We start from the raw sequence: 20942 nt of genomic DNA, 5'->3' as shown, positions 1-20942 counted from the left end.
GGTCAACGATAACGGTTACTTCTCTAATCTCCAGAGGATAGATTCCCAAGGGGAATTGTTAAGTAAACCTTGTTATTGTCCTTAGAAATTCTTATCAATAAGGCTAAAAATAGACTCTTAAAAATATGTTGAGATTAACAATCTTAAAAAGCGGGGGACTTCAGTCTAGCAAACACCAAACTTTAAGCAAGTTTTTCTCCATAATATCTTAAGATGTGAAGCCCTCTACCTCTTTTTTGGAGCAAGTTCCGTCCCTACACCCGATCAGGATAAAATGAACTGCTAGCCCCACTGCTTCTTTCTGACAAGGAATTTTCATGAAACCGTATTTAGCCGCTGCCCTGCAAATGACCAGCCGCCCCAACCTCACCGAGAATTTACAAGAAGCAGAGGAGTTGATCGATTTGGCGGTGCGCCAGGGGGCAGAATTGGTGGGTTTGCCGGAGAATTTTGCTTTTTTGGGCAATGAAACTGAAAAGCTAGAACAGGCAACGGCGATCGCCACGGCGACGGAAAAATTTTTACAGACCATGGCCCAACGGTTCCAGGTGACTATCCTGGCGGGGGGCTTTCCCTTTCCGGTGGCAGGGGAAGCAGGCAAAGCCTATAACACAGCTACTCTAATTGCCCCCAATGGGCAGGAATTGGCCCGGTACCACAAAGTGCATTTGTTTGATGTTAATGTGCCCGACGGCAATACCTACTGGGAATCGGCCACGGTGATGGCTGGGCAAAAATATCCCCCAGTGTACCACTCCGACAGCTTTGGTAATTTGGGGCTGTCCATTTGCTACGACGTTCGTTTCCCTGAATTGTATCGTTACCTTTCCCGCCAAGGAGCAGATGTTCTGTTTGTGCCCGCCGCTTTCACTGCCTACACCGGCAAGGACCATTGGCAAGTGTTGCTCCAGGCCCGGGCCATTGAAAATACCTGCTACGTCATTGCCCCGGCCCAAACTGGTTGTCATTACGAAAGACGGCATACCCATGGGCATGCCATGATCATTGACCCCTGGGGAGTGATCCTGGCCGATGCGGGGGAAAAACCAGGGTTGGCGATCGCCGAAATTAACCCAGACCGCCTCAAACAGGTGCGCCAACAAATGCCTTCGCTGCAACATCGGGTATTTGTCTGAACACAAGTTGCAAGGCCGTTCCCGGACAGTCCATGGCCCTAGGCGCAGAAGGAAAAACTAGCTTTTGCGCCATTATTTGGGCAGTTTGTCCTGGGGCATAAACGGGAAAAACCCATTGGGATCAAGGACTTGGGCGACATTAGTTAACCCATGGCCATTATCTAGCAAAGCTTAATTAATAGTTAAGAAAACCTGATACAGTCCGTCGAGAGTGTTAATTTCTTAGTCTCAGCAGGTCACTGCGGCCTGAAAAGTTCGTCAGCGGCGTTGTTTTCCTTGATTAATTACCTAAGCTATCTAAGGACCAACACGACGTAAATGGGCTTGACTGCCATGGGGATCAGCGCTAAATGCTACTGGGAGTAATTTTTGCTTTCTTTTACTTCGACTTTATAACTGTGTTTTATTTTACAAATCCTACAGGAATTCTATTGTTTTTTAACGCTGCAATTTGACCTATTTAGCCCGATTTTTGAGAAATCCTCTTTAATAAGTATCCTGAGCAATCACCATGATCATGCATACCCGACTGATCCAAGCCCCCCAAATTCTCACCAAGCAGACCATCCATTGCCCCAACTGCGGCAGCCATGCCGTCCGTCAACAATGCTTGATTGAAAAAGAAGTTGTCACCGAAACTGCTTGCCCTGTGTGTGACTATCTCTTGGTGAACTGCCAACGTACTGGCAGAGTAGTGGATTCTTATCTTTGTTTGAATGCCAAGCGTTAGCAACTAATATTTACCGTCCCTGGTCGCTGGGCTGACACTTTTCTACCTGGGCAGTCCAAAGTACCATCTGCTTCATTGCTTCCCGTAGCACGGAGGCCCCCAGGTCACTGTTGTTGACCATAAAACTGAATGCCACTGTGCCCCATTGCTGGTTTTCCACATAGCCCGTTAAGGAAACCACCCCTGTGAGGGTACCTGTTTTACCCCGCATTTTGCCCACCAGGGGAGTATCGGCGAAACTACGTTCCAGGGTGCCCGATCGCCCAGCAACGGCCAGGGATTGTTGATAAATGGTCCCCGTTGATTTTTGGGTTTGGTTAATTAAAAGTTGAACTAAGGCTTGGGGCGTCACTAGGTCTTGACGGGAAAGTCCTGAGCCATCCCGTAATCTGACCGTGGTGGTGGCTAGGCCTAGTCTTTCCACGTAGGACTGCCAATCCGTAGCCTGGGAAGGGGGCTGAATGGCATTGAGCAACGCTTCAGCGTAGAGGTTATTGCTGTCTTGGTTGACGGTTTTAATCAGTGTCCACAGGGGAGGGGAAGTGAGAGCCAGCAAAGGGGCCGGGGCGATCGCCTTGGTGTTGGCGCTAACGATCGAAGTGCTTACAGAAATGCCTTGTTCTGCTAACTTTTGTTGCAAACTGGCGAGGAAATATTGCTGGGGATCAGCCACAGCTAGGGTGATGGAACGGGTTTCCCCTGCGGGGGGCAGGCCGCCAGTGATAACCAATTGCCGTTGACCAAAAATCTGTTGTACCTGGGGAGGTTGGTGTGGATCAACGGCCGTTTCGGTCTGGTTAATGATCTGCCATTGTGCCCCAGCAATGGGATCGGACCAGGTGGGGGTCAATGGTTCCCCCAGATTTTGGGGCGTGAGGGTAAGGATCACTTGATTGCCAGTCAAAATTGCACCATTAACCGGGGGAGCATAACCGTAGTGCAAATCATCCCACTCCCAACTGGGGCGTTGGTAATCCTGGGGGGCAATGGTATCTACAAGTTCCAATTCTTCGATCGCCGTCACCCCCCTATCTTTTAAACCCTTGGCGATCGCCGTTAGGTCATCTACGTCAAAACTGGGATCGCCGCTGGAGATAACTTGGACTTTTTTGCCCCCGTCCCGTTGATAAACTTGGGTGGTAAAGCGAAAATTTGGCCCCAATTCCTGAAGAGCCATGGCGGTGGTAATTAATTTTTGGTTGGAGGCGGGAATAAAAAAACGGTCAGCCTGATATTGGTAAATAGGCTGGGAATCTGTCAGAGGTTGAATGGCAATGCCCCATTGAGCTCGGCTCAATTCTGGTTGTTGTAAATGGCTTTCCAGCTTTTGTTGTAAATCCCCTACGCAGAGGCGATCGGCCTGGGCCCCTACCCCCGTAGTGAGACAGAGGTAAAAAATCCCCGTTCCTGTCAGTTGGAGCGGCAATGGGTCCAGATATTTTTTCCATTGAGACAGCAAAACCAGCGCCATGGTTGGGTATTCCCCTAATCTGTAATTGCTTTGAGCAGTACATCACTCAAGCTCATGCCCTGCATATCTTCCATGGTGACGGTATCCACAATGTCGAACTTCGCTCCGGCCGCCTGTAATTGATCATCTAAAGCCTGAAAAAAGGCCGTTGCTTTTTTATCCCTGCCCACCTGAATCAACGAAATCGCTAACTCCTCATCCCGGTCAATTTTTTGGCTCGCTTCTAAAATTAAACGGATAACTGCTTTGCGGTCAGTGGGTTCCCCGTCGGTAATAATCAGAAAAGTTTCCCCATTGGGTTTAGTTTGTCCGGCCTGCCGTCGTTGGAAAAAATTGTCCAGGCCATCCTTGAGGGCACCGGCCAGATCAGTGCGCCCCATGGGTTCATTGTTGGCGTAGATGTAAGCAACTTTCTCGGCGGTAACATTGTCATAACGACGGAAGCGGCCAGAGAATAGATAAACGGTGATGCCGTCGGAGTCAATTTCTTCACATTTTTTCGCCAGGGCAATGGTCGAAGCTTGGGCTATTTCCCAGCGAGTGGGGCCATTGGGATCATCAGCGGTGGCCATGCTACTGCTTTTATCGATCATTAGGGTGTAGTCTCGGTTTTCGATGACAGCTTCAGCGCTCATAATCCTCGTGGGGCAATTTTGCAAACAATGGCGGTTTTTTCTCTTTTAGCCTATTACAACTTTTTGGAAATGTTCTTAAGATTGCATATTTCCTTAAAATTAATCAGAAATTTGTTCGAGGGGTAATGCTGTGCCGACTGTCCACTGCTCCAACTGCGATTGTCAAGCCCCCAATGACCTAGGCGATCGCCTGTGCAAAACCTGCCGGACTCCTCTGCTGAAAAGGTATCTGTGGTCGGTGGGGGACTGGATCAAGGCCTACCAACCGGGGGAACTGCTACTGGAACGTTATCTGTTGGTGCGGCCCCAGGTGTTGTTGGACACTACGCCGGCCCTGGGGGTCGAGGGGCCAGAGGAAATCCCGAATTATATTTTGCCCTACCAAAAGCTATTGCCCTTTCGTCTCAATGTGCCGGAGGTGTACGACTATTTTCCTAGTTGGGATGAGGAAAAGGATTTATCGGTGTGGCTGTTGGACTATGGCCCGGTGGCGCTGGATCAAGCAGGGGAACCTGTCCATGAACAGTTGTTACCTTCCCTGGGGGAAATGTGGGAGCATGCTTGTCCCTTACAGCAGTTAACTTGGCTCTGGCAAATGATTCGCCTTTGGCAACCGCTGCAACGGCAGGGGGTGGTGTCTAGCCTGTTGGAGTTTGATTGGTTGAGGGTGCAAGGCCCCCAGGTATTACTCCAGCAGTTAAAGCTAGATGAGCATCAATTCTATGAGATGAAGTATTTGGCAGGAGTCTGGGAGCCACTATTAACCAATGCCCATCCGGCGATCGCCGATTTTTGTCAGACCCTATGGAAAAAACTAAAACAGGGCAAAATTCCCCACGCTGACCATTTACTGAGGGTATTGGATACGGGCATTCAGTCCTTAGCAGAGCAGTACGATTTTAGTTACACGGTTTTTGCTTTGACCGATGGGGGCCCCAGTCGAGACCACAACGAAGATGCTTGTTTTCCCGTCAGTGAAACCCCCATTGAAGGGCAACAGTTGGCCAACACCATGACTCTGATTTGTGACGGGGTGGGGGGCCAGGAAGGGGGAGAAATTGCTTCCCAGTGGGTGATTGAACATTTACCCGTTCGGGTAATTTCCAAAATTCAAAAACAAATGAATGAGCCGGAGCAAATCCGCACTTTCATCCAGCACCTCAAGGAAGACATCCAAGAAGTTAACGAGCAACTCAATCGGCGCAATGACCGGGAGGAAAGAACAGAACGGGAACGGATGGGCACAACCCTGGTGATGGCCCTGGCGGATTTTCAACAATTTTTCCTGGCCAATGTGGGGGATTCCCGTTGCTATTGGTTAACGGCGGACAGTTGTAAACAGGTGACGGTGGACGATGATGTGGCATCCCGGGAAGTGCGGCTGGGACTGATGCTCTATCGCCATGCGGTGGAGTTACCCAGATCGGGGGCATTAACCCAGGCAGTGGGTTTGGGGCCCTCGGCCCAACTTCATCCCATCATTCAACGCTTAATTGTGCCGACGGATTGTCTATTTTTGCTCTGTTCCGATGGTTTTTGTGACTACAATCGGGTCGAACAGTATTGGCAAGATGATTTTCTCCCAGTGCTACAAGGCGATCGCCCGGTGGCAGAAGCGGTGCCCCGGTTAATTGAATTGGCCAACCAAGTTAATGGCCATGACAATGTTTCCGTGGCTTTAATTCATTGTCAGATTTCCCCCTCCGTCCCCACCCCTACCCAGGCGGAAAAAGCGGCGGCGGAAGCAGAGATAAATGATCCGGAGGGAGATTCCCCAGAGGAAGATTTTACTGGAGATACGGAATTGGGACTCAAGGCGATCGCCTATCCTGACTTTAGCCAAAGGCCAGTGTCCAAACCGAAGGAAACGGAACCGGAGCATCCCATCCCCCAACAGGACCCCAAGGAATCCTTGGCTTCCCGTCCCTTTGATACCCAACCGCCCCTGCCTCCGGAAGAAATTCCCCTCAATCCGCCCCTAGATCCTCCGACCGTCATGGCAGAACAACTAAACAAGACTCACCGGTCGAGGAGCTTGGCTGCCAAATTTCTTACCCTTTCCAAAACCAGCCAGTTATTAATTGCAGGGGGCATGGTGATTATTATTGCGACCCTAACGGTGGCAATGCTTAACCTCAGCCAAGGTAATGGCGAACAAAACCAACCATCGTCGAGCCTAATTGATTTGAGCGTGGGCCATGGTTGATTTCACTAACCCCAATACCCTGGCCGCCTCTGTGTTGGTGGAAACCTTATTTCGATTGGGACTCCAACAAGCGGTGATTTGTCCTGGTTCCCGTTCCAGTCCTTTGACGGTGGCTTTGGCCCGCCATGGGGGCATTGATTGCGTTGTTAGTTTAGATGAACGTTCCGCTAGCTTTTTTGCCTTGGGCCATGGCAAACGCACAGGGCAACCAGTGGCATTGGTGTGTACTTCCGGAACAGCGGCGGCCAATTTTTTGCCTGCCATTATTGAAGCCCATTACAGTCAGGTACCTTTGTTGGTTCTAACCGGCGATCGCCCCCCCAGATTACGTCATTGCCGGGCCGGGCAAACCATTGACCAAACCAAGCTCTATGGCCACTATCCCCAGTGGCAAACGGAATTGGCTTTACCGGAGCCAAACATGGACTATTGCCATTATCTGCGGCAAACGGCGCTCCATAGTTGGCAAAAATGTTTTTGGCCTGGGTTGGGGGTGGTGCATCTTAATTGTCCCTTTGACGAACCCCTGGTGCCTCTCGAACATGCCCGAGAGTCCTTACAGCACTTAGCTGAAGAATTTAGCAAAGAGCATTTTTACCGGGGGCTAACAACCTTTACGACCATGAATCGGGGAGAAGCCATTTCCCTACCCGTTAATTTTTCCATTTTCTCTTTCCCCTCACCCCAACTGGACTTTAGCCCATTGGGTTTGATTCTGGTGGGAGTTATGCCCGGTGGTGAAACGCCCAGTCTGTTAACTGATATTTTGGCGATCGCCAGGGGGTTGGGATATCCCGTATTGTGTGATGCCCTTTGTTCTTTGCGTAATTATGACGATGGCCAGACTGCTTTAATTACCAATTATGATTTTCTGATCCGTTGCCCCCGTTGGGCAGAACAGTTAGTGCCAGAACAAATTATTCAAATCGGCGAATTACCCACTAGTAAGGCGTTGCGGCATTGGTTGGGCACCATTGATTGTCCCCGTTACATTTTGAATTTCCATGGGGAAAATTTAGACCCCCTGCAAGGACAAACGATTTACCTATCTGCCAGTGTTGCCCAAGTAGCCGAATATATACATAACCAGGGTTTCATTCCTGATGCAGAACAAAAAAATTATGCCCATAGTTGGCTGGAAAAACAACGCCAAAGCCAAACAATCATCATTTCTGCCCTAGCTGATGCCCACACCCCTTTAATGGTGGCCCAATTAGCCCATTGTTTACCGCCCCAAACCAATTTGTTCGTGGCGAATAGTTTGCCTGTGCGCTGGCTGGAATTTTTCTGGCCTGCCAACGGCGATCACCATCGTATTTTTGTTAACCGGGGCGCTAACGGCATTGATGGCACCCTTTCCACTGCCATGGGTATTGCTCACCGGAGTCGGGGTGAAACAGTTTTGTTAACTGGTGATCTATCCCTATTGCATGACAGTAATGGCTTTTTAAATCAGAGCCAAATGCGAGGTAATTTAACTATTATCTTGCTCAACAATAACGGCGGTGGTATTTTCCAAACCCTACCCATTGCCCAGTGCGAAGATGTGTTTGAAACCTATTTTGCTACCCCCCAAGGAGTGGATTTTGGGCAACTTTGTCGCACCTATGGAGTGGAACACAAAATCATTACTAACCTTTGGGATTTGAAGGAACAATGGCCAAGCAATAATTCTAGCCCCATCAGAGTTTTGGAAATAATTGGCGATCGCCACCAAGAGGCCCAATGGTTAAAATCATTACAGGCACAATTTTGCTGTGCTGATAGCTTGATCCAGTAAATCTTTGCCTTCCTGTACAGAATTGATCTGAAAAAGTTGTTCCCGTAACGCTGCCGCTCCGGGAAAATCTTTGCAGTACCAAGCTAAATGTTTCCGGGCTTGGAAAAGTCCTCGTTGCCCCTTATATTCCCAAAGCATTTGTAGATGTTCCTGGGCACAGGTTAATTTTTCTGCGACCGTGGGAGCTTTTCGTTTTTCCCCAGTTTTAAAAAAATGCTCAATTTCCCCCACTAAAAAGGGATAGCCCAAACTGCCCCGGGAACACATCACTCCGTCCGCCCCGGTTTCCTCTAAACAGGCGATCGCCGCTTCTACCGAAAAAATATCGCCATTGGCAATGACGGGTATGGTCAGAGCTTGTTTAACTTTGGCAATCCACTGCCACCGGGCCCGGCCGTTATAGCCCTGGGCCCTGGTGCGGCCATGGAGGGTCAACATTTGCGCCCCCGCATCCTGCAATCTTTGGGCAAATTCGACAATATTAATTTCCCCATCATCCCAACCGAGGCGAGTTTTGACAGTAACAGGCACATCCACCGCTGCCACCACAGTTTTAACAATCGCTTCGGCCACTGCCGGTTGCCGCAGAAGGGACGAACCGCCCCCCTTTTTGGTGATTTTATTGACCGGACAGCCCATATTAATGTCCACCGATTGGGCTCCCTGGGCCACCGCTTTCTGGGCCGCTTCCGCCATAAAGTCCGGCCGACAGTCAAACAGTTGGATACTGATGGGATTTTCCCGGGGATCAATTTCCATCACCTGGGGCAAAGTACGGAGATGGTGGATTTCTGTGGCGCTGACCATTTCCGTGTAGAGCATGGCCTGGGGAGCATAGCGCCGCACCAAACGCCGAAAAACCAAATCCGTCACCCCCGATAAAGGGGACTGGAGCACCCGGCTGTGGAGAGTTAGGGAACCAATTTGCAAGGGTTTTGCCCAAATGGTGGGGTTGGGCGAGTGATCAAGCAAAGAATTAGGGGTCAAGGTTTGCAAGGAAATGAATCGATAAGAACATTTTCCCATCGATGAACCGTAGTCAAAAGGCGATCGTCTTTCGGTAACTACAGCAGAGGGAAACCATGGGGACAGGCTTTGAGGTCTAGTATGTTGGAAAGAATACCCTTGATGCCTACCAAGCTGTGTTTGGTCGGTTGCCCTTAAGTGTGAGTACCAATATGTCCAACAAAAACGAGATTCCCATTTTAATCGGTGCGTTGTTAGTCACCTTGGGCATTGTGGGAGGGGGAGGTTGGTTTTTATTTAATAGAATGAATCCTGCTACGGTGGGGCCCGGTTTATCCACCACGGGGTCCATGCCAAGGGAATTACAAGCCAATGTCAGCACGGGGGAAAAGGTGCTTGTTCCCACCATGGATAACGAAACTAAACTATTTGCTTCCAAGGCGATCGCCGGGGGTAAAAACCAGGAAGCGTTGCAACAGTTAACTCAATATCTGGAAAAATCCCCCAACGACCCGGAAGCCTGGATCTATCTGAACAATCTGCGGGCTTTAGACCATAATCCCCTCCAGATAGCGGTGGTGGCCCCGGTGGGCAGTAGCCTCAACATTGCCCAGGAAATTTTGCGAGGAGCGGCCCAGGCCCAGGAAGAAATTAATCAAAAGGGCGGGATTGACGGTCGTTTTCTGCACATCACCATTGTCAATGATGCCAATGACGGCACTTTAGCCCAACAATTTGCCGGGGAGTTAGTCAAACAAAATCAGATTTTGGGGGTGGTGGGACACAATGCCAGCAGTGCCACCCTCAGTGCGGCCCCTACCTACGAAGCGGGGGGATTAGTGCTGGTCAACGCCACCAGCGACGCCAATGGCATTACCAATGTTGGCAACCATATTTTTCGGGTTATTCCCCAAATCAATACCTCCGCCCAAACCTTGGTGCAACAGGTCGGGAAAGAAGTGGACCAAGTGGCGGTTTGCTACGATTCCAAAGCTCCCGATGGCGTTTCTTTTTACCAGGAATTTACCACTGGTTTGTTGGCCAGCGGCGGCCAGTTAGCCCCCACCGTCTGCGATCTGAGTGAAGCTAATTTCAACAGCCAAACCAAAATGGCAGAAATTGTTGCCAGCGGGGCCCAGGGATTGCTGATTTTGCCCCACATCGATCGTCTAGACCGTGCCTTTGCCCTGGGCGATGCCAACCGAGGAAGGTTAAAGCTCTATGGCAATAGTCCCCTGTCTACGATTAAAACGTTGGAGCAGGGACAGAGCATGGTGGATTTAATGGTGGCCATTCCCTGGAGTTCCAAGCGTGGGGCCAATCGTCCCTTTGCCGAGGCGGCCCGCAAGTTTTGGGGGGGAGATGTGTCTTGGCGTACGGCGGCCACCTATGATGCGGTTTATGTCGTGGCCAATGCCTTGGCCGTCGCTCCCAGCCGTGAAGGTTTACAAAAAGTTTTGACGGAACCGGAATTTGTTTCTAGCACCATTAACGGGGAAGTGCGCTTTTTACCCAACGGCGATCGGGCAGGGCAAGCCACCTTGGTGCAAATTAAACCTTCCCCCAGCCATGTGACCGGCTACGATTTTTTCCCCATTAACCGCTGAGTTAGCAATTTTTTTTAACCCTATATTCCCAACCACTGGGCTAATGGGGGCGGCACCGGCAAAAGGATCAAAATCAAAATGGCGATCGCCAGAATACCTAACAAATCCCGACGGTCATCCAACTCGCTGACATCATTTAAAGCTGGCTGATCCCCCACAGGCATCAGTAACAAAATAATTGCCCAGATGAAAAAATCACTACGGATAAAGGACAGCAGCACCATGGCCACCCTGGTAATTTGCCCTGTCACAATGGCCGCCCGTTGTCCCAACATGGCGTGGATAATGTGCCCCCCGTCCAATTGACCAAAGGGCATCAGATTCAAGGCAGTCACAATCAAACCAATGTAACCGGCGATCGCCAAGGGATGGAGGTCTAACACCGTATTAGCCCCTAATTGACTGCCCAACGCTGCCTTCGTAATTAGGGTCATCAGCAGAGAAAAACGATAATCCAGGGCATCAAACCGCAACAGGTTAGTATTGTCCGGCATGGGTTCCACAGTGGATTGGGCCAACCCCCACCATAAAATTGGCAACGCCACCACCAAGCCCCCCAACGGCCCGGCGATCGCCACATCAAATAAGGCCTTACGGTGGGGCACCGGGGACTTCATCTGGATAAAAGCGCCAAAGGTACCCAAAAAGAAGGGAATGGGAATGAAATAGGGCAAAGTGGTGCGGATTTTGTAGTGGATCGCTGCCCCATAGTGACTCAATTCATGGCACCCCAAAATAGTCAAAATTGCCAAACTGTAGGGTAAACCCACCATTAACGTCTGGATGCCTGCCTGGAGTTTTTCGGGGGTCAAACCGGCCATTTCCGCCCCCACCATGGTGGTGGTAAACCCAGTGAGCAGCAGTAAGGTTAACGCTAACCAAGGTTTATGGAGCTTTTCGCCATTATTAACGCGATCTTCCTTCGCCTGGGCCGGGTTAGGGACCAAGGCGAAAAAAGGTTGGCCTTGTAAACTTTCTTGAAATAAAACTAAAAAGCGATCGCCAAAGACATCTTCCACATTGCCCTTGACCCGTTCATAGGCCATTTCCGGCGCTACCTGTAATTTACCTCGGCACAGAATGGCTTGGGGGCGATAGTCTAATTGCTGGAGGTAATACACTCCCCAGGGAAAACAATCCCGCAAAGATTTTTCTTCCGCCGCATCAATGGGTCGAGGGGTTGGCTGTGATGATTTCTGCTCTTTTCCTTGGGTGCCATCGGTGCTAGGGGAAGCGGTAGCTTGGGCCTCTTTATCGGGGACAATGCGACCTTTTTGCACCAACCACCAGTAGAGCAGTGGACAAACCAAAAATGGCCCCAGGAGCAGTAGGGGCGGCAGGGGGGCATCGGGGCCGTAAATCATGGCCCAAATTGTCCAGAGGGTGGCCGGAGCCATCAACACCAACCACAATATCCAAATCGGGGTGCGGGTGATGGGGGCGGCATTGCTTTTAACCACAAAATAAGTGATGACAGCAAGGATGAGCAAAAGAAGCCACATTGTTACAAAACTCGGAGGTTACAGGGTCACAGCTAGATTCTGGGCGGGGTGGCCTGGATTAGCAAAACAGGCAGTTCGAGGCCAATCAATCCCCTCTCCAGTCTAAAGTATTGCCTCCAGGGGCAAAGCGTTGTAGCCCTACTCACCGGAAACTAGGGACGGCTGGAACTTTTTTCCGGGAAAAATTCGGGCAAGAAATTTTGGTCGCTCAAACTGCCCACTGTATGATGTTCAAACACTTCCGCTGGAGGCAACACCAGGCGATCGCCTGGGTCATCAGGATTATCCTCTTTTTCTGTTTTGTCTTTTACTTGGGGATCTCCCGCTGGCAACAGTCCCAAAAAGGGCAAGGGCAGCAGGGTGGAAAGGTTAGTGATAATGACCAACAAAGCCAAATTATCAAATTGGGTTTCCGTTACCCCCAACCAATGGGTCAGTAATGACCCCACCTCGAAGGACAATACGCCGGCCAAATTCATCACCGACATCAATAGGGCAAACAAAGTCGCTTCAATGCCCGGGGGACAGAGGCGCGCGGCCAAAACCAACACCGGCATAAAGGCAATTTGCCCCGTTACGGTGAGAATAATGCTATCCCCCAAGCTAAACCAATGGTCATCAATACCCATGGCTCGGTTGGCGTGGGTAATTAAAATCAGGGTAGTTAACCCCAGCAGGCTGGAAATCACTGTACTCCAGCCCATGATCACCCGGAAAGGCAAGGTTTTTAAAAAGCGTTGGTAAAGTCCCACCCCAATCAATCCGGCCACGCTAGTGACCAAGCGCACCCGCCCCAAAAATTTCGGCTCAAAGCCTAACTCGTTGGTGGTGAAATAAAAAAAGGCTGACTCGGCGCTGGGGGTTGCCTGCCAAAAGAAAATAAACAAAGTGGGCAATAGAATCGTTTTTTGACGTACCGCCTGCCAAACCAATTTAATTTGGGCCTTGGGTTGCGGTTTCTCCTCTTCCTCAGCGGTGGAAACTTCGCTGATTAAAAAAGCTGCCCCAACGGTCAGCAAAGGAAAAATGGCGGTGATGGCGAATACGGTGCGGGTGCTAAACCACTCCAACAAAGCCCCACTGGCATAGGCGGTGATAATGCCCCCCACGGCGGCGGCTCCCCAGGTGAGGGATTGCAAAGATCCCACTTGGGCTAAGGATTCCCGTTGGGCCCGTTCCACCACTAGGGAATCGACAATCACATCGCCGATCGCCACGGATAGGGAAGTGAAAAGCAACACTAACCCGGCTTGAGTACCACTGCTCACCCAGGCAGCAAACAATAGCCAACCGGCACTACCCATTAACCCCGATAACCAGAGGTATGATCGCCGTCGATAGCCAAATAGAGGCACCGTGTCGGACATTAAACCAAGCACTGGCTTCAGAATCCAGGGCGCCGCCCCTAAACCAATCAGAGCCCCCATAGCCGCCGGACTCAGTCCCAGTTCATCCTTGAGGAAAAAGCTCACTGCTAAACGGGAGAGACCCAACACCCCTTGTACAAAGTAAATGCTGAGGATGGCCAGTAACTCCCAACTGGGAGCATTGCCCAGGAGCACCTTTTCCCGCAGGAAACGCTTCAAGGGAGTGGAGAATAAAATGGCGATCGGGGTCATGGACATAGCAACAAGCACAGAAACTTGCTTAATATTTCGTTACGTATTCCCCATGGTAGGACATTTCCTCCGGCCAAGAGCCCAACCCAGGCACTGATTGGTTTCGGAAATTACTGGCGATCGCCAGCCGTAGGTATTAACCGAAATTAGCCAGAGTTAACCAATCGGTCAGATGGAGCGTTTTTCCGCAACGACCACCCCATGGGACTAACATCATCGAGGTAGTGGAGTTTTTCCTCGGAACCCTAAATTGCAACCACACCAGACGAAACGCTTTTGTTACCATTTGCCTAAAGGTCTTGCCTAAAAGATATGGCTCAGGTTGCTTTCCCCAGTCGGCAGTGGCTTTGAACAGTATGATTGGTTTGTTTTGATTGCAATCGTTACTGAATAGAAATCAGTCACCCAGGATAGCCCATAGTGAATGCTCTCTCAATTCCCACTTGGATGGTTCATGTTTCCAGTGTCATTGAATGGATCGTGGCGATCGCCTTGGTGAGTCGTTATGCTACAAAAGCTGGTTATGGCCACTGGCGGGCCCTGGCCTGGGGGATGGTGCCAGCCCTGGTGAGTGCCACCTGTGCCTGTACTTGGCATTTCTTTGACAATGCTAGTCAGTTAGATTGGTTAGTGACGCTCCAGGCCCTGACCACCGTGATTGGCAATATTACCCTTTGCCTGGCGGCCTGGTGGATTTATCGTCAATCAGCCCAGCCCTCTGCCCCCAAGCCCTGATGGAACTTAGCCAAATTTTTGCCAAGGAAAATCTTTTTGCCCTTTCCCTTTTTCCCTACCTGGGTTTTCTCTGGTTTCTACGGCAATCGCCGCAAACCCCCAAGCTCGTAATGGTGGGATTTTATGTTCTATTGGTGTTTGTTGTGGTAACTATCCCTGCGGGGCTCTACGCTGAAAGCCATTACCAAGCCCAGTTGGCCGATGTAGATTGGCTCCACGGCAGTGCAGAGGTATTTTTATCCCTTTCCAATCTGTTGGTAGTTTTTGGCTTTATCCAGGGTCTAGCCCGACAATCGGCGGAAAAACAGGAAAATAATTAGCTTTGTTGTTCAGTGAGCAGGGGAAATCGTAGGGAAACGATAAAGCAAAGTAAGAAGTTTAAAACTGGGAAATTTAACTGCCTATCCAAGAGGAGCGGCACTAGGCAGTTGCACCCGAAATTGACTGCCCTGGGGAGAACTGGTGACACTGATTTTGCCCTGGTGATGCTGAACAATGGCCGCCACAATCGCCAGCCCGAGGCCAACCCCTTGATTAGGCGATCGGGAAGGATCCGCCCGGAAAAAGCGGTCAAATAAATGGGGAATTTGCTCTGGGTCAATGCCCACCCCGTTATCTGCCACTGTGACCTGTAAGCCAGATTGCCTAGGTCGCAGGGCCCCATGGTCAGCAGTACAGTGTTCTAGGGTGAGGGCTACGGAAGGTTCCGTTTGTTCCCGGGGCCGGCTATGGTCAAAGGCGTTGGTAATTAGGTTAGTGAATAGGCGAGCCAACTGGTCCCAATCTCCTTGCACAGTGAAATCTTCCTCCAGTTCCTCTCCCCGGCTTTCGATTCTAAGGGAAAGAAAAATTCCCCGTTGTTCAGCGGTGAGCCGTTGTTCTTCAATCACCTCAATCAACAACGCATCCAAAGGAATGGTTTGCCAAGTCCGGCCGAGGGTCCCACTGTCAGAACGGGCCAGGAAGAGCAAATCATTAACCAAATTGCCCAGCCGTTGGGTAAGTCGTTCAATGACCTGGAGTTGTTGGCGTTGTTGTTGGGGGTCCGCTTCGGGATATTCCAAAGCCTGTTGCACATTGGTTTGAATCACCGCAATGGGGTTTCTAAGTTCGTGGGAGGCATCGGCGGTGAACTGTTTCAAGCTCTGGTAAGATTCGGCGATCGGCTCCATCGCTAACCCCGATAGAAACCAACCAATGGCCGCCGCACTACTCACCAAAATAGTTAGCCCCAAGCTTAAATCCCAGGCCAATTGCTGAATGGGTTTAGTCACTTCAAACCAAGGATGGCTCACCCGCAGATAGCCCAATACCATGCCCCCTTCCTGAATTCTTTTCGTTACTTGGCGCAACTGGCGATCGCCGGAAAAAGAAACTGTCTCTGTCTTAGATTGGCTAGCAAGGGAAAGGGGAGAATTGTTGCCCATGGTGGACCACAGCAAGCGACCCTCCGCACTGAACCACTCCAAATCAATGTGGTCATCGTCCACGGAAGCGTCATTATCGCGAAAACTTGCCGACACATTCAGCCCATATTCCGCCTGGTCTAGGCCTTGTACCACCAGAGAACGATTCACCACTTCCACCACATGCTTAAGGGTGTCATCAATTCTTTCTACCAAGGTTTGACGGACATAGAAATAAACCCCGCTAGCAAATAGCAACAATAACACCGCTGTTACCAAGGTGTACCACAAAGCTAAACGTCGACGGGTGGCCTGAAACATAGCGTTAATTGTCCTGGGACGAGGTGGCAAAAATCCTTGGGTACCAGATGGTAAGGGGAAATTGTATGGAACTTGTCAATTACCGGAGTTTCACTGATAAAGATGGGCAGAATAACTAAGTTTTCTCCCTCGATTATCATCCCCCACTGAGACCATGGGGGAAATTCAGTCATTCCCCCTAATTACTTAGTAACCTTAGAAATGTAGCTAACTTTTAAGCCGCTTTAATATCCAACTCCTTTGTTTCTGGTTGAATTAAATGTACGTCCCGCTGGGGGAAAGGAATGGAAATATTTTCTTCGTCTAGCTTCCGTTTAATTGCTTCGGTTAATTGCAATTTGAGGCGGAAGTAATCTTCAGATTTTACCCAGGGACGCACGTAGAAATTAACACTGCTATCTCCTAATTCCCCCAGGGCAATGGTAGGGGCTGGTTCTGTGCAAACTTCACTATTTTGATCAATTACCCACTGTAAAGAAGACCGTACATGGTCAATATCTTCCTCGTACCCCACCCCAATGACTAAATCTATGCGGCGCTCGGGCTTACCCACATGGTTAATAATATTATTTTCAATGATTTGTTTATTGGGAATAGTCACCAAGCGATTGTCGTAGGTACAAATGGTAGTCGAAAGTATCTCAATCGACTCCACGATCCCTTCAATGCCAGCAACTTCGATCCTTTCCCCCACCCGAAAATAATTAAACAACACCAGCAAAATACCCCCTGCCACGTTAGCGAGGGAACCCTGCAGAGCTAAACCGATCGCCAGGGTGGAAGCCCCCAAAAGAGCGACGAGGGAACTAGTTTGAATGCCTAGTTGGGCTAAACAGAGCACAAAGAACACAACCAAAAGTAGGTAGTAACTGATATTGCCCGCAAAGGAAATAAAAGTTGGCTCCAGATTGGATTTTCTTAAGGCTCTAATAATTAGCTTTTGTAGTCTTTTCGATAACCAAAAGCCAATTAATAAAATTGCTAGCGCAAAGAGAATTTTCAGAGAAGCAGTAATTAGTAAATCAGTAATTGCTTGTTGATCATAATCGAAAATATTATTTGGGAAAAAGGACATAATGAAAAAAAGAAACAACAAATTCACCATTAATGGTGTAGGGGACAGGCTGGGCGGTAATTTAAGTTTTTAAATCAGCCTATACGAGGGAAATTGGTTTATCTACTTTTTTATCCAAGGGAAAACCTAGGGCTTCCCGTTGTTGTAAATAAATATGGGCCACTTCCCTAGCCAAGTTACGAATGCGACCAATGTAACGGGTGCGCTCAGTCACGGCAATTACTCCCCTCGCGTCGAGTAAATTAAACGCATGGGAGCATTTCAGGACATATTCCAAACTGGGCAAAGCTAAACCCCGTTCGATTAACTGCCCTGCTTCCTGTTCGTAAAGGGCAAACAATTGAAATAATAAATCGGGGTTAGACGCTTCAAAATTATAGGTACACTGCTCTACTTCTCCCTGCCAGAAAATATCCCCGTAGCTGAGCTTTTCATTCCACTGAATTTGGTCGATCGCCTCCACATTTTGCAGATACATGGCCAACCGTTCCAAGCCATAGGTAATCTCGATGGAAACGGGGCGACAGTCAATGCCACCACATTGCTGAAAATAGGTAAATTGGGTCACTTCCATGCCGTCGAGCCACACTTCCCAGCCTACGCCCCAGGCCCCCAGGGTTGGGGATTCCCAGTTATCTTCCACAAAACGAATGTCGTGATCCTCGGGCTGAATACCCAGGGCCCGTAGGGAATCAAGATACACTTCCTGAATATTGTCCGGGGAAGGCTTAATTAACACCTGATACTGGAAATAGTGCTGTACCCGGTTGGGATTTTCTCCATAGCGGCCATCGGTGGGCCGGCGACAGGGCTCCACATAGGCCACTGACCAAGGTTCCGGCCCGATCGCCCGTAGAAAGGTGTGGGGATTCATGGTGCCAGCGCCTTTTTCCGTGTCAAAGGGTTGGGCAATGAGGCAACCTTGCTGGGCCCAAAATTCGTTCAACTTGGCGATAACAGCTTGGAAAGTAATGGTCATAGAAAGCCAACAACTTGATGCTAAATGATTACTAAAGGACTAGATGGTGACGAATAATTTGGACTCTGGATCATAGCTCCAAGCCAGGCCATCGGGGTCCCTAGTTTGACTCCAGTCGGCAAAATTATCTTCGTTTTTGCGCCGGGCTAGGGTGCTGGAGGTGGTGTCTAGGCGCTTGGCTAATTCCGATTGGATCAAGGTCAGGGCGGAATTGCTTGGGGTAGTTTCTGCTGGAGTGGATTCCGTGGCTTCGGCCGTCTTCTCCTCTTCCTGGTGCTTACGGGCTTCCTTAATTTCCGCCAATTGGGAGAAAGGACTTTGACCAACCGGGGCCGCCATCAATTCTTCCTGGGGAGGTACTAGGGGATGGTCCACCACCGGAGCGGTGGTAGCGGCTAACTGGCGAGAGCTGGGGGCAGGCTCTTCCAATTCCGGTTCACTGTCGTCAAAAATGTCGCCTAGGGTAGAGGAAGAAATAAAGTAGTAAACTTTCGCTTGCCCCACCTGTTTTTCGTAGGGGCCATACTCCGCCACCTTGTCATCCAGATAACGTTGGGCTGCCCGACCTTTGGCAATGCCCGCATCAATCAAATCTGCCTTGGTGATGATGCCCTGATTTTTTTGCACCAGTTGATTGAACAGGGGGTCGATGGCGATGCATTTCTGTTGCCATTGATAATTGTCCCAGGCCACCCAGGCGATCGCCAAGGTGAGACCGAACAAAATCCACCGCCAGGTTTTGTAGATAAAAACCATCGCCACGGCCAGGGGCAGAATCAGTACTAACAGTCCTTTGGGATCACTTTCGGCAACTTTTCCAGTCATGGCAACTCAGCAATTGAACCAGATTTAGATGAATCGAATCGGAAACAGAGTTAAATGTTAAGCAAAAACGAACAAACCTGCGGCAATGATCACAACAGTTTGCGGTCTGAATTTTACCCCAGCATTACCAACATTGACCTAACGGCTAGTCAATTCCCAGCCGTACAACAGGGCCACCAAGACCGTGAGGGCGGCCATGCCAAGGAAGATTCCCCCAGGTAAAAAGGTAATAATCCCCCAGCCCCTCAACAAATATAACGCTAGGGTCAATCCTACCAAACCCAATAGGGGTTTTCCAAACAAAGAAGAGGATGATCGCCGTTTTTTCCGTTTTTCTGCCAATGTCTACTCCTGCAAAATTTAGGACAATTATCGCCGATTCACTTTGATACTGGTCATAATCCCATGGCGGGGCAAAATTAACCGCCATTGAGATGGCTCAAACCTTTAAACCAAGGACAAACCTAGCAAAATCAATACTTCACTCCATTCCACCACTGCGCCATAGGTGTCCCCCGTGTGACCTTTAAATTGTTGAGCAAACCACCGCCCCACGGCCCAGGCTATTAGTGCCGAACTCCCCGTAGCCCCCAGAATCAACCAAGGCTCAATGGCTAGGGCGTAACCCATGCCCACTCCCCCAAAGACAATAATCATTGTGCCCAGCAGCAAATCGGGCCTTAATTTTAAATTGCGTTTATGCATGGCACCTTTGCCGTTTTCTCTCAGGTAAGGATAAAGGGCGATCGCCAACAGTTGGCCCCAACGGCCCCACCCCAAAGCCATGATAAGGGCCCAGCTTGCTAAACCATGGTCACTAAAACTAGCCAAGGCAAAGGTTTTTAGCAATAAAACCACGGCGATCGCCATCACGCCATAGGCCCCCGTATAACTGTCTTGCATTACCGCTAAGCGTTTGCTGGGATTGGTCACCGCTAAACCATCGGCCGTATCCGCTACCCCGTCCAAATGGAGCCCCCCGGTCAAAGCTAACCAAAGGCTAACCACAACGGCTGATTGCAATAGGTTGTCCATGCCCAACCAATGTAAGCCTCGATCTAACGCCAGCAAAATTAGGGACAGCAAAAGTCCCATTAGGGTTATCCAACGGGCAATACGGTCAAAATTTACTGGCCAGCTCGGAGGCCAGGGCAAACGAGTGTAAAACAGAATGGCCGCCCCCACACTATCTCCGCCCCAGAGAAAATACCAGCGACGCCACCATTCCATAAATCACCATTCCCAGGGTAAGAAGTTGCCACTCAGCAAAAACTTAAAATCTAGTTACGAATTCTTGGGCTAAGATCAAAATTGAAGCGGGGATCAATCAAATCGCTCCACCGACGGCTTGGCAACCCAAAACTAAAATTCCCCATCTAGACTAATACTTTTACGTGATTTTTGTTAGTAATCCTGGTGGAATTAATAATCGTAAATATTTAGCTTCAACCGACTGACCAAGCTTTTTACCCCGCCCTCACCCCCATGAATCCTGAATTTCATCCCCTCCCCCTGCCGGCTCCCTGTGTGATAGAACAGGGTATTTTGGTCAACAAAGAAGATATGCAACGGGCCCTAAACGATTTAGGACAGGTTAATTACTACTATCAATTGGATGGCATATCCCAGGCCGAAGGCCAGGGTTGGATCCTAGATGTGTTTAGCGATGCTCAACAGGCTACCGTTGTTACCAATCAATCCCTTTATCTCAACGTCAACAGCTTTGATTATCTGGAAATTAGCCTTGATAACCAGGGAAAAACTGTTATGGACCTCTGGCAAGAAAGTCGGCAGTTACGACTGATGCCCTTGGATGGTTGGCTCAGCCCAAGGGAAAATCATGGCCAACTTATACCTCTGGATTTGGAAGAAGCGGTAGCAGAGGTGTTAGCAGCCAGGTTTGATGTCCAGACTGACCAAGAAGACTTTTGACAGGCTTCTAGTCCTTG

At 49.7% G+C, this 20942-nt stretch carries 19 protein-coding genes; 9 read left to right on the top strand and 10 right to left on the bottom strand.

Features of this window, described 5'->3' with window-relative positions; all coding sequences use genetic code 11:
- Positions 1-317 precede the first annotated feature (317 nt).
- Together C7I86_RS12610 and C7I86_RS12605 are read left to right on the top strand one after the other, a co-directional pair.
- Positions 318-1136 carry a carbon-nitrogen hydrolase family protein gene (locus C7I86_RS12610; RefSeq protein ID WP_010873597.1) on the top strand — a complete coding sequence of 273 codons (819 nt, stop codon included), beginning with the start codon at positions 318-320 and terminating at the stop codon, positions 1134-1136.
- Positions 1137-1647: 511 nt separating this feature from the next.
- Positions 1648-1866: a hypothetical protein gene (locus C7I86_RS12605; RefSeq protein WP_223211285.1), complete on the top strand. Its 219-nt coding sequence runs from the start codon at positions 1648-1650 to the stop codon at positions 1864-1866.
- A gap of 10 nt (positions 1867-1876) precedes the next feature.
- On the opposite strand, the gene dacB is transcribed toward C7I86_RS12605, so the two are convergent.
- Complete coding sequence (gene dacB, locus C7I86_RS12600) at positions 1877-3337, bottom strand: D-alanyl-D-alanine carboxypeptidase/D-alanyl-D-alanine-endopeptidase (RefSeq protein ID WP_010873596.1); 1461 nt, start codon at positions 3335-3337, stop codon at positions 1877-1879.
- A gap of 14 nt (positions 3338-3351) precedes the next feature.
- Positions 3352-3972, bottom strand: coding sequence for a VWA domain-containing protein (locus C7I86_RS12595; RefSeq protein WP_010873595.1), 621 nt, complete (start codon positions 3970-3972; stop codon positions 3352-3354).
- Positions 3973-4102: 130 nt separating this feature from the next.
- On the opposite strand from C7I86_RS12595, the gene C7I86_RS12590 reads away from it, so the two are divergent.
- A complete protein-coding gene (locus C7I86_RS12590) occupies positions 4103-6178 on the top strand; it encodes a PP2C family serine/threonine-protein phosphatase (protein WP_010873594.1) in 2076 nt (691 codons plus the stop codon).
- The gene (gene menD, locus C7I86_RS12585) at positions 6171-7958 is read left to right on the top strand and encodes a 2-succinyl-5-enolpyruvyl-6-hydroxy-3-cyclohexene-1-carboxylic-acid synthase (protein ID WP_010873593.1); all 1788 of its coding nucleotides are present in this window, start codon (positions 6171-6173) and stop codon (positions 7956-7958) included. Before C7I86_RS12590 ends, menD begins: the two co-directional genes overlap by 8 nt.
- Here menD and dusB read toward each other — a convergent pair.
- Positions 7917-8984: a tRNA dihydrouridine synthase DusB gene (gene dusB, locus C7I86_RS12580; RefSeq protein WP_010873592.1), complete on the bottom strand. Its 1068-nt coding sequence runs from the start codon at positions 8982-8984 to the stop codon at positions 7917-7919. The two genes, menD and dusB, sit on opposite strands and share 42 nt — an antisense overlap.
- 152 nt (positions 8985-9136) lie before the next feature.
- Between dusB and C7I86_RS12575 the strand changes: the two genes are divergently transcribed.
- Positions 9137-10531, top strand: coding sequence for an ABC transporter substrate-binding protein (locus C7I86_RS12575; RefSeq protein WP_020862109.1), 1395 nt, complete (start codon positions 9137-9139; stop codon positions 10529-10531).
- A 20-nt stretch (positions 10532-10551) separates the two neighbouring features.
- Here C7I86_RS12575 and C7I86_RS12570 read toward each other — a convergent pair whose 3' ends face one another.
- Together C7I86_RS12570 and C7I86_RS12565 are read right to left on the bottom strand one after the other, a co-directional pair.
- On the bottom strand, positions 10552-12033 hold the full coding sequence (locus tag C7I86_RS12570; RefSeq protein ID WP_010873590.1) for a site-2 protease family protein: 1482 nt from the start codon (positions 12031-12033) through the stop codon (positions 10552-10554).
- Between the two features lie 152 nt (positions 12034-12185).
- Positions 12186-13670, bottom strand: coding sequence for a folate/biopterin family MFS transporter (locus C7I86_RS12565; protein WP_010873589.1), 1485 nt, complete (start codon positions 13668-13670; stop codon positions 12186-12188).
- 402 nt (positions 13671-14072) lie between these two features.
- Between C7I86_RS12565 and C7I86_RS12560 the strand changes: the two genes are divergently transcribed.
- Both C7I86_RS12560 and C7I86_RS12555 read left to right on the top strand, forming a co-directional pair.
- Positions 14073-14387 (top strand): DUF2499 domain-containing protein, encoded by a 315-nt coding sequence (locus C7I86_RS12560; RefSeq protein WP_010873588.1) that lies wholly within the window; start codon positions 14073-14075, stop codon positions 14385-14387.
- Complete coding sequence (locus C7I86_RS12555) at positions 14342-14707, top strand: DUF3593 domain-containing protein (RefSeq protein WP_010873587.1); 366 nt, start codon at positions 14342-14344, stop codon at positions 14705-14707. Before C7I86_RS12560 ends, C7I86_RS12555 begins: the two co-directional genes overlap by 46 nt.
- Before the next feature lie 81 nt (positions 14708-14788).
- Here C7I86_RS12555 and C7I86_RS12550 read toward each other — a convergent pair whose 3' ends face one another.
- The 4 genes from C7I86_RS12550 to C7I86_RS12535 form a co-directional block, all read right to left on the bottom strand.
- The gene (locus C7I86_RS12550) at positions 14789-16114 is read right to left on the bottom strand and encodes a cell wall metabolism sensor histidine kinase WalK (RefSeq protein ID WP_010873586.1); all 1326 of its coding nucleotides are present in this window, start codon (positions 16112-16114) and stop codon (positions 14789-14791) included.
- A gap of 214 nt (positions 16115-16328) precedes the next feature.
- Positions 16329-17219, bottom strand: coding sequence for a mechanosensitive ion channel family protein (locus tag C7I86_RS12545; RefSeq protein ID WP_010873585.1), 891 nt, complete (start codon positions 17217-17219; stop codon positions 16329-16331).
- Positions 17220-17268: 49 nt separating this feature from the next.
- On the bottom strand, positions 17269-18168 hold the full coding sequence (gene glyQ / locus C7I86_RS12540) for a glycine--tRNA ligase subunit alpha (RefSeq protein WP_010873584.1): 900 nt from the start codon (positions 18166-18168) through the stop codon (positions 17269-17271).
- A gap of 39 nt (positions 18169-18207) precedes the next feature.
- Complete coding sequence (locus C7I86_RS12535) at positions 18208-18993, bottom strand: hypothetical protein (RefSeq protein WP_010873583.1); 786 nt, start codon at positions 18991-18993, stop codon at positions 18208-18210.
- A 54-nt stretch (positions 18994-19047) separates the two neighbouring features.
- Here C7I86_RS12535 and C7I86_RS18760 point away from each other — a divergent pair, with 54 nt between their 5' ends.
- On the top strand, positions 19048-19215 hold the full coding sequence (locus C7I86_RS18760) for a hypothetical protein (protein WP_158299081.1): 168 nt from the start codon (positions 19048-19050) through the stop codon (positions 19213-19215).
- A 225-nt stretch (positions 19216-19440) separates the two neighbouring features.
- Here the strand turns inward: C7I86_RS18760 and cobS are convergent, their stop codons facing one another.
- Entirely contained in the window at positions 19441-20223 is a 783-nt protein-coding gene (cobS, locus tag C7I86_RS12530; protein ID WP_010873582.1) for an adenosylcobinamide-GDP ribazoletransferase, read from the bottom strand.
- Between the two features lie 255 nt (positions 20224-20478).
- Here cobS and C7I86_RS12525 point away from each other — a divergent pair, with 255 nt between their 5' ends.
- A complete protein-coding gene (locus tag C7I86_RS12525) occupies positions 20479-20925 on the top strand; it encodes a hypothetical protein (RefSeq protein WP_010873581.1) in 447 nt (148 codons plus the stop codon).
- Positions 20926-20942: the final 17 nt, after the last annotated feature.

This window comes from Synechocystis sp. IPPAS B-1465 (genome assembly GCF_003015225.1).
In the GTDB taxonomy this organism is placed as follows: Bacteria; Cyanobacteriota; Cyanobacteriia; order Cyanobacteriales; family Microcystaceae; genus Synechocystis.
This window is presented reverse-complemented; position numbering and strand designations above follow the sequence as displayed.